Origin of the sequence: Kutzneria buriramensis, assembly GCF_003387475.1 — a bacterium.
Taxonomy (GTDB): Bacteria; Actinomycetota; Actinomycetes; order Mycobacteriales; family Pseudonocardiaceae; genus Kutzneria; species Kutzneria buriramensis.
On record NZ_QUNO01000048.1, the window covers coordinates 1 to 8,125 of the forward strand.

Consider the following 8,125-nt stretch of genomic DNA (forward strand, 5'->3'; position numbering starts at 1 on the left):
GGAAGCTGCGGTGCAGCCCGCACCGCGCCGGCCGACCGGCCAAGGCCATCCACGTCCTCCAGGACCGGAAGCTCGCCGCAGGATGAAAAAGGCTCACTGGAGGTTCGGTGGCCAAGGGCTACTGAGTCAGTGTCTACCGCACCATTTCAGACCCCGAGAAGCTCGGCTGCCTACAACAAGCTGGCCGGTCCGGCCGTCCAAGCGGGGGGCGGACGGCTCCTCGCCCGTGGCGGTCGGGTCGTCGCACACGACGCCGGAATCGCCGAGCGCACCGTCCTGATCGAGTTCGACAGCTTCAAACAGGCCCTCGCGGCACACGAGAGCGAGGCCTACCAGGAGGCGCTGGTCGCTCTCTCCGACGGCGTCGAGCGCGACTTCCGCATCATCGAAGGCATCGACTAACCAAGGGCGCAGTCGGCGACGGCCCTGGCCGCGAGCAGGCGATCACCCAGCGGGCGGCACATTCAGGATGAACGAACGTGGCCCTCGAACCATAGCTGGTCCGAGGGCCACACTCCTGACAGCGCCGCCGGAACGACGCTGTCAGCGCGGGGATCAGCTGTTGTAGGGCAGCAACTGTACGTCCGATGCCTTCACATAGACGACGCGATGGTTGTAGGAGATCTGGAAGTAGTCCGTATTGCCAGTGACGAGCGTGTGATTGCTGGGCACGGCAGCCGGGTCGAAGCGCGCGTAGTAGTTCTCCGCCCGGAAGACCCCGGTCGCCAGATAGCTCTGGCCGGCGGCCATGGTCCACGGGATCGGTCCGACCGTCCACACCGGATCGAACGGGATGGTGGCGGGATACTCGGACTGTTCGGGGAAAGCCCGCCCGTACAACGGAATCGACGCACGCCCGGGCGCTGGGCTCAGCAGCAGTCCTCTGGTTGGCACCGTGACGGAACAGTTCGGATTGTAGAACCACCCCTTCTGGCCGCCGTACCAGACCGCTGTCCAGTCGCCCTGTTGACCAGCCATCGCGTACGACCGTCCAGCGACAGCCTTGTCGCTCCAGTCGTCGATCCGGGTGGTGCCGGCCGTTCCGTCCGGATGCACCACGGGGTCGGTGATCAGCGGTGCGTCCGCGCTCGGCGCGGTGTGCAGGTAGACAAAGTTCGCACCATGTGCGGGCAGGGCGACGCAGTTCTGGCCCGAGCTGTCGCAGGTGGTCATCGGCGGCTGGTTGGCGCCGTATCGGGGATCGATGGTCACGACCTGGCTCGCGGCGGACGCGGTGGCCTTGATCGGCGCGCCCAGCAGGTCCATGTAGTGCGCCCAGTCCCAGTAGGGGCCCGGATCCCAGTGTGCGGCGCCGAAGTTGGTGGTGCGCTCCCTGGACACGTCCTCGTGGCCGAGGATGTGCTGGCGGTCAAGGGGAATGTTGTACTTGGCGGCCAGATAGCGGACCAGCTTCGCGGACGCCTGGTACATCTGCTCCGTGTACCAGGTGCCGCCCTGCGCGGCGATGCCCTCGTGCTCGATGCCGATCGAGCCCTCGTTGGTCGTCCAGTTGGCCGCATGCCACGCGATGTCCTTGGTGGGCACCATCTGCGTGACCTGACCATCGGAGGAACGGATCACGTAGTGGCTGCTCGTGCCGTCTGCGGGGTCCTGGAACGCAGCGATGGCCTGGTCGTAGGGGGTGGCCGAACTGGTCTGCACGCTCTCGGTGTCGTGGATGACGATGGTGGTGATCTTGTTGCCGTCCGAGGGGCGCTCGGCGGGGTCGTAGTTCCCGTAATTGTTGGGGTCGCTGTGATCGGCGCTGGACCAGTCGTAGGCCGCGGGCACGAAGCGACAGTCAAGGTCTGTCGGGCATTCCGGCGCGGGCACGTCGGCGGCCGTGGCCCTCGGCGTCTTCACGGTGTCCGGCGTGAGCGTCGGATCTGCCGGTATCCGCAACGATTGGCCGTCGCTGGTGGTCGCGGCCGCACCGCTGCGCAGCGTCGTGAACACGTCGTCGGCGAAGGCGTTCGCCCCCGCGGTGGTCGGTGCAGCCGCGAACGCCGCGACAACCTGGTACCACTGGCCGATGGCGCCGGTCGGCACGCCGGACTGACGTGCCCGCTTGCCCAGCAACGCCGCCGCTCCCCGAATGTTCTGTCCAACATCGCTCTTCAGGACCGCCGCCGGCACGTCCAACAGGCTCGCCGCGTCGTCCAGGGTGTGCTTGGCCGAGACGGCGACCGGGGACGCGGCGCCCCGCCCACTGCCCTTGGCCGGCGCGATCGTATCGGAGCTGATCAGGTCCATCGGCCCGAATCCGCCGTCGGAGCTGCGCTGACCGCTGTGGGCTTCCCACCGGGTCAGGTTGTAGGACACCGCGAGCAGGATTGGCTCGGGCACACCGAACTCGTGCGCGGCCGAGGCGAAATCCGCGGCCAGGCCGCCCGACGGGCCGGCCGGGTCGTTCGCGGCGGACGCGCCTGATGGCACGGCGGCGAGCAGTGCACTCAGCACGGTGGCGACCACCGCCCCCTGAAAACTGCGTCGTGAGGTGATCGTGATTGACAAGGAGGACGCTCCCGTTCCGATCGATGCGGTCAGAGCAGGTGAATCGAGCCAGAAGGTAAGGCGACCACGTTCGGGCACAGCGGCCTGAGGAAGACCTCGTCAAAGCCCGCATCGAACAGGTCGAGGAGGTGATCAGGTTGGGCGGCGAGGACAACAGAGTTCCGGCGTTGCTCAGCCCCTGGTCGACGCGGGACCGTATCGGGCGTCGCGGGCGATGAGAGCCCAGCGCGCGGCCGGCGAGGTGATGGTCACGGTCGAGCCCTTGGCGCCATAGGGTCCGATGCGGTGCGCCGTTCCGGTGCAGGGCACGTGCTGGGTGTCGATGGTGAACTCGCCTGTGGCGCACGCGGTGTAGAAGAACGTGGGGGCTTCTAGCCGTAGTGTTGCGGTCTTGACGCCCTCGCCGAAGGAGAACCCTTCGTCCGTGCCGGGCCCCGCGGCCTCGGACACCGCCATCGCGTACGGGTCGACCGGCTGACCGGAGGGCGGCGGTGTCGTCGTGCCGTGCGGCGCCGATGTGATCATCACCGTGGCCACCGCGGCGGCCACCAGGCCGAAGCCGACCGCGAGCGTCGCCGGGTGCCGAATAAGGCGTGTCATGTCGTCCCCCGTTGAAGTGTCGCCGTGGCCGGCATCGGTCCGTCAGTGGTTCTTCGGCGTCAGCGGTGCACGCCGACGCAGCCCCTGGAGTAGCCAGCCCGCTGGTTGTACGGGGCGAAGAACAGCGTCGAGCACACCTCCGAGTTGGATGTCAACTCCCTGCCGAGGTGGAAGGTGTAGGACGGATCCACCTTGTAGGTGTTGCACGGGTACGAGTCGCCGAAGATGGTGTAGAAGCCGTTGCCTGGCCAGACCGTCAGCGCCGTCTGGACGGTGCAGTTCTGGCCGTTGGGGAAGGTCCAGCCGTCCTGCGAGGTGTCGATGTAGTTGGTCACGTAGTTGAGATACAGGCCGTCCCCGCCGTCATTGTTGACGTAGGTGCAAAGGTTGAAAGATGCGTTACCGATCTGCTGGGCGCCGCACTCCACACCGCTGGCGTGTGCCACCCCCGTCACGCACAGCGGGGCCACGGCCATCGCGGCGACGACGGCGGCTCTCTTCAGGGTCTTGCCAACCATCGTGACGCCCCTTCTTTGGAGAATTCTTTCACGGAATTCACTGATTACGGGTGCTGCATTCCGAGATCATGTGGGCGCGCGTCGCCTCGTCGGTGATAGTGGCTGATCAGGCCCTCGCCCGGTACTCCTGGCGCTACAACAAGCGGGTGACCGCGGGCGCCGCTAACGCAGGCGTAGCAAGCCCAACCGCCAGCGCGAGTGCCGCAAACGAACCGATGACTGAAAGCAGTCTCGCACCAACAATCCCCCGATCTGGAATTAGGTTGCGACCCGCCGAAGAGCGCAGGTGCTCCGTCGGCTTCGAAAATGCCGCCTGAACTGCGTTCGCCCCGCCGCCGCCGTCACACTCCGACCGGAGATGCCCCGTCGGGCTGGACGACCGCTCCGGCGTGAACATCGTCGGGCCACGCCGTGGGCGGCGCCAGGCACGTAACCGGCAAGAACTTGCCGGTCGACCCGCTACCATCCGTGCGCACTGACAGCCTGGGGGAGGTAGGCGTGGGGGATCTCGCCGAGTTGGTTCGGGAGCTGCGGCTACGTGCCGGGCTGACGCAGGAGTCGTTGGCCGAGCGCTGCGGAGTGTCGGTCCGCACGATCCGCAGCATGGAGACAGGCACGCAGCGCAGCTACCACCTCGCATCGGTGCGTCGACTGGCTGATGGGCTGGCTCTGTCGCCGCAAGAGCACGACAGGCTGGTGATGGCCGTGCTCGACAGCGCACGGCCCGCAGCAGCCAGCGTCTCCGCTGTGCCACGACAACTTCCGGCAGCGCCACCACGGTTCACCGGACGAGCCCGAGAACTCACGGATCTCACCGGGTCGCTGGACACCCAGCGGAAACCCGACCCCACTGCGCGGGTCTGTGTCATCAGCGGCCCCGGGGGAGTAGGCAAGACGTCGCTGGCGCTGCACTGGGCCCGCCACCACATCGACTGGTTTCCCGACGGGCAGTTGTTCGTGAACCTCCGCGGGTTCGACCCGTCAGCAGACCCGATGGCGCCGGAAACCGCAGTGCGCGTCTTCCTCCAAGCCTTGGGTGTCGCTCCCGGCGCGATACCCACTGAACTGGACGCACAGGTCGGCCTGTACCGCAGCCTGCTTGCCGGCAAACAGATGCTGATCCTGGCCGACAACGCCGCCGACGCCGCCCAGGTCGAACCGCTGCTGCCGGGCAGCCCCACGACCGCGGTGCTGATCACCAGCCGAAACTGGCTCCCCGGACTGCTCACCACGCATGGCGCGCACCCACTACCGCTTGATGTACTGGCTGAATCCGATGCGACCGCCCTGCTTGCCGACCGACTGGGTGTCGACCGGCTCGCCGCCGAACCCGATGCTGTCGACGAACTCGTCGCATACTGCGCCGGGCTCCCGTTGGCCTTGAGCGTCATCGCCGGCCGCGCCCAAACACAGCCACAACTCGCGCTGACCGTGCTGGCCACCGAATTCCGTGACACCGGGTTGAGCGCTCTGGAGGACGCTGACCCGACCACGAGCCTGCCATCCGTGCTGTCCTGGTCCTACCGCACACTGCCCGACGACGAGGCCCGAGCATTCAGACTGCTGGGCATTGCCCCAGGGCCGGATATCGGCTCTCCCGCCGCCGCAAACCTCATCGGCTTGCCGATCTCCCGCACACGCCAGGTACTGCGTGGGCTGGAACGCGCCTCCCTGCTGAGCCAGGACGCCACCGGTCGCTACCGAATGCACGATCTGGTCCGCCAGTACGCCCGTTGGCAAGCGAACCGGACTCCCTCCGAAAGCGACCAGCACACGGCCATGCGCCGTCTGGTGGATTTCTACCTGCACACCGCCTACACCGGCGACCGCCTCCTGACCCCATACCGCCCGTCGATTCATCTTGATCCACCGATGGTGGGCTGCGTGCCGTACCCGCTGACCGATGACCACGCGGCCCTGCGCTGGTTCGACGTCGAGCATTCCTGCCTGCTCGCCTGCCAGCACGAAGCCGCCGCCCGCGGCTGGCACCAGGCGGTATGGCAACTGGCCTGGGCCCTCAACCGGTTCCACTACCGGCGGGGCTGTCTCCACGACGACGTCGTCGTCGCGGAGGCAGCGCTGCCAGCCGCCACCCACCTCGACGAACCCGGCACCCGCGCGACAGTCCACCACCTCCTCGGCCTCGCGCTTGCCCGCATCGGCCGTGATGACGAGGGCCAAGGGCATCTCGAGCAGGCGCTGTCGCTGGCCGAACGCAGCGATGACCGCCTCCAGCAGGCCGGAGTTCACTATGCGTTGGCCGTGCTCTGGGGCTGGCGAGGTGACGACGAACAAGCATTGCGGCACATCACCCACACGCTGAGCCTGTACCAGGAGCTCAACCTGACGGAGCTCGAGGGAGACGCGCTCAACTCGGTCGGGTGGCACGAAGCCCGATTGGGGCAGTACGACCGCGCCCGCACACACTGCGAGGCCGCACTCCTGCTACAGCGCCAGCAACGCAACGACAGCAGCGAAGCGATCACCCTGGACAGCCTCGGTTACATCGACTTCCACACCGGCAACTACACCAACGCGGTCGACCACTACCGGCAGGCGGTCTCATTGCTCCGTGGCGTCGGCGACCTCTACCAACTGGCTGAGACCCTTGAAGAACTTGGCCATCCGCACGTCGCACTCGGCCAATACGAGCAGGCTAGCGCCGTGTGGCGGGAAGCGCTGGAGGTGTACCAGGCCCAACATCGCTTGGTTGCTGCCGAACGCGTCCAACAGCGGCTGGAGACCCTCGGGGAAACATGCTCGCAGATGCCGCCCGAGGATCGATCAGCGACCCAATAGCGCTCCTGTAGTGCAGTGGCGTTGAGGATGAGCACGCGTTCGCGTCCGGCGGGGCGGGGTTGCCGTTCGCCAGGCGCGGCTCAGACAAGACAACCGTCGCCGACGTCGCGGCCGCGGCTGACGTGTCCTCAAGGACTGAGTTCCGCTACGGCCACATCGCCCTGCTCCACGAACTCACCCGCGCCCTACTGATCGGCGACGCGGTCGTCCACCACAAGCGGCTCGGGCTAGGGCCCAGCACGTTCGCCGCCGGCCCCACCGCTCAAGCGACCAGCCTTACCCGGATCCCTGCCGACGTCGTGGCGGTCGGCTTCGAACACGGTGACCCGCTGCCCGGTCCAGCCATCGAGACCTTTCAGGTGTTCCTCAACAAGACCGCTGGCCGACGGTGACGAGATGGTGGCGAGTACCGCGAATACCGCAGGGTTTGAATATTGCTACTCCACCAGTTGGCGCCACAGGTGGCTAACGAGAAGGTGAGGTCACACAGCGGTATTACCGGACGCCGAATCGGCATGAAAGCGGCGGGTTAGTTGTCACATAGGCAGGCTTGTTGTCACCGGGTGAGCTCGGTGCAGCTGTCGGCTACGATGGAGCGATGGGTTGCTTCGCTGCCATGACCACCCGGACCGCCGCATAGCGGCGGTGCCGAGGTTGCCGTAACCGCGGCCTCATCGCCTGCCCCTGCCGGGGGCAGTGCCAGCACGTACCGCCGGATCAGTGTCCTGCCGGCAGCCACTCGCGTGTTCCTGTGCTGCCGGGTCATCCTGCCTGATCAGGGGAGCCATGTCTCAGTCGCAGCGTTTCGATTCACAGAGCGAAGAACCATTTCCATGCCCGTCCCCAGCCGGACCTGTCGTCACGCCGGACCCGCGTATCGCCACCCTGGTTCTCATGGTCGGGCTCCCCGCCGCCGGGAAGACCACCCGGGCCAAAGAGCTCGCGGCAGCGCACCACGCGCTGCGGTTGACCCCGGATCACTGGATGATCCCGCTGTTCGGCAATGCCATTGGTGACTTCCAGCGGCCAGGTGGTGAGCGGTGGGTGCTCGAAGGGCGGCTCATCTCAGTCGCCCTTCAGGCGCTGCGACTGGGGATCAACGTCGTGCTCGACTACGGACTCTGGGGTCGCGATGAACGGTCGGCACTGCGCTGGCTGGCCCGCTCGGCCGGGGCCGCATGCCACGTGGTCTACCTGCCCGTGGACAAGAACGTCCAGCTCGCCCGCATCGCCCACCGCCAGGAAACGACACCGCACCAGACGTTCCCGATGAGCGAGGCCGACGTGGACGCGTGGCGGGAGCAATTCCAGGTGCCTGACGCCGCCGAACTCAACGGCGGGGAGATCCCCGCCCCTCCGGCAGGATGGCCGGACTGGCCAGAGTGGGCAGCAGACCACTGGCCCTCATGCACCGACAGCTAATCCAACTGTTCTAACGGCGTTCGCGCTGGCCGACAGCACCGCTGGCGTATTACCGCAGGTCAGTCGACGCCTTCGCAAAGAGGGTGGCGGGCGTCGCTGCCGCGAACGCCCGCGCTCACCGCCTAGTAGTACTTCGTTAAGTTGATCTTTGGTTCGGCAGTGGTCGCTGGCAGGTGATGCATGTGCCGGTCCAACAAGCCAGCAGTTCCTGTAGCGCTCGGAGGACTCCGTAGAGCGTCAGGCCGGCATGAGGGCTTTTGGGTCCAGGCGTT

6 protein-coding genes and 1 pseudogene are annotated in these 8,125 nt (G+C 66.9%); 4 read left to right on the forward strand and 3 right to left on the reverse strand.

Going from position 1 to position 8,125, the window contains the following annotated elements; genetic code table 11:
• Positions 1-143: 143 nt before the first annotated feature.
• Positions 144-402 (forward strand): annotated as a pseudogene (locus BCF44_RS54410) (DUF1330 domain-containing protein).
• Positions 403-555: 153 nt separating this feature from the next.
• Here BCF44_RS54410 and BCF44_RS54415 read toward each other — a convergent pair.
• From BCF44_RS54415 to BCF44_RS54425, 3 genes are all read right to left on the reverse strand, one after another.
• Positions 556-2,460, reverse strand: coding sequence for an N-acetylmuramoyl-L-alanine amidase (locus BCF44_RS54415; RefSeq protein ID WP_246016345.1), 1,905 nt, complete (start codon positions 2,458-2,460; stop codon positions 556-558).
• Between the two features lie 225 nt (positions 2,461-2,685).
• A complete protein-coding gene (locus tag BCF44_RS54420) occupies positions 2,686-3,114 on the reverse strand; it encodes a hypothetical protein (RefSeq protein WP_116182460.1) in 429 nt (142 codons plus the stop codon).
• A gap of 59 nt (positions 3,115-3,173) precedes the next feature.
• Positions 3,174-3,632, reverse strand: coding sequence for a hypothetical protein (locus tag BCF44_RS54425; protein ID WP_116182461.1), 459 nt, complete (start codon positions 3,630-3,632; stop codon positions 3,174-3,176).
• 498 nt (positions 3,633-4,130) lie between these two features.
• Here BCF44_RS54425 and BCF44_RS54430 point away from each other — a divergent pair, with 498 nt between their 5' ends.
• The 3 genes from BCF44_RS54430 to BCF44_RS54440 all read left to right on the forward strand — a co-directional run bounded on the left by BCF44_RS54430 (position 4,131) and on the right by BCF44_RS54440 (position 7,853).
• The gene (locus tag BCF44_RS54430; protein ID WP_170218284.1) at positions 4,131-6,431 is read left to right on the forward strand and encodes an ATP-binding protein; all 2,301 of its coding nucleotides are present in this window, start codon (positions 4,131-4,133) and stop codon (positions 6,429-6,431) included.
• 122 nt (positions 6,432-6,553) lie between these two features.
• On the forward strand, positions 6,554-6,823 hold the full coding sequence (locus tag BCF44_RS57285) for an MBL fold metallo-hydrolase (protein WP_211353716.1): 270 nt from the start codon (positions 6,554-6,556) through the stop codon (positions 6,821-6,823).
• Positions 6,824-7,325: 502 nt separating this feature from the next.
• Positions 7,326-7,853, forward strand: coding sequence for a P-loop nucleotide/nucleoside kinase family protein (locus BCF44_RS54440; RefSeq protein WP_246016346.1), 528 nt, complete (start codon positions 7,326-7,328; stop codon positions 7,851-7,853).
• Positions 7,854-8,125: the final 272 nt, after the last annotated feature.

Coding starts and splice junctions, on each gene's coding strand:
- BCF44_RS54440 (WP_246016346.1), top strand. CDS start 7,326: ATGGTCGGGCTCCCCGCCGCCGGGAAGACCACCCGGGCCAAAGAGCTC.
- BCF44_RS54420 (WP_116182460.1), bottom strand. CDS start 3,114: ATGACACGCCTTATTCGGCACCCGGCGACGCTCGCGGTCGGCTTCGGC.
- BCF44_RS54425 (WP_116182461.1), bottom strand. CDS start 3,632: ATGGTTGGCAAGACCCTGAAGAGAGCCGCCGTCGTCGCCGCGATGGCC.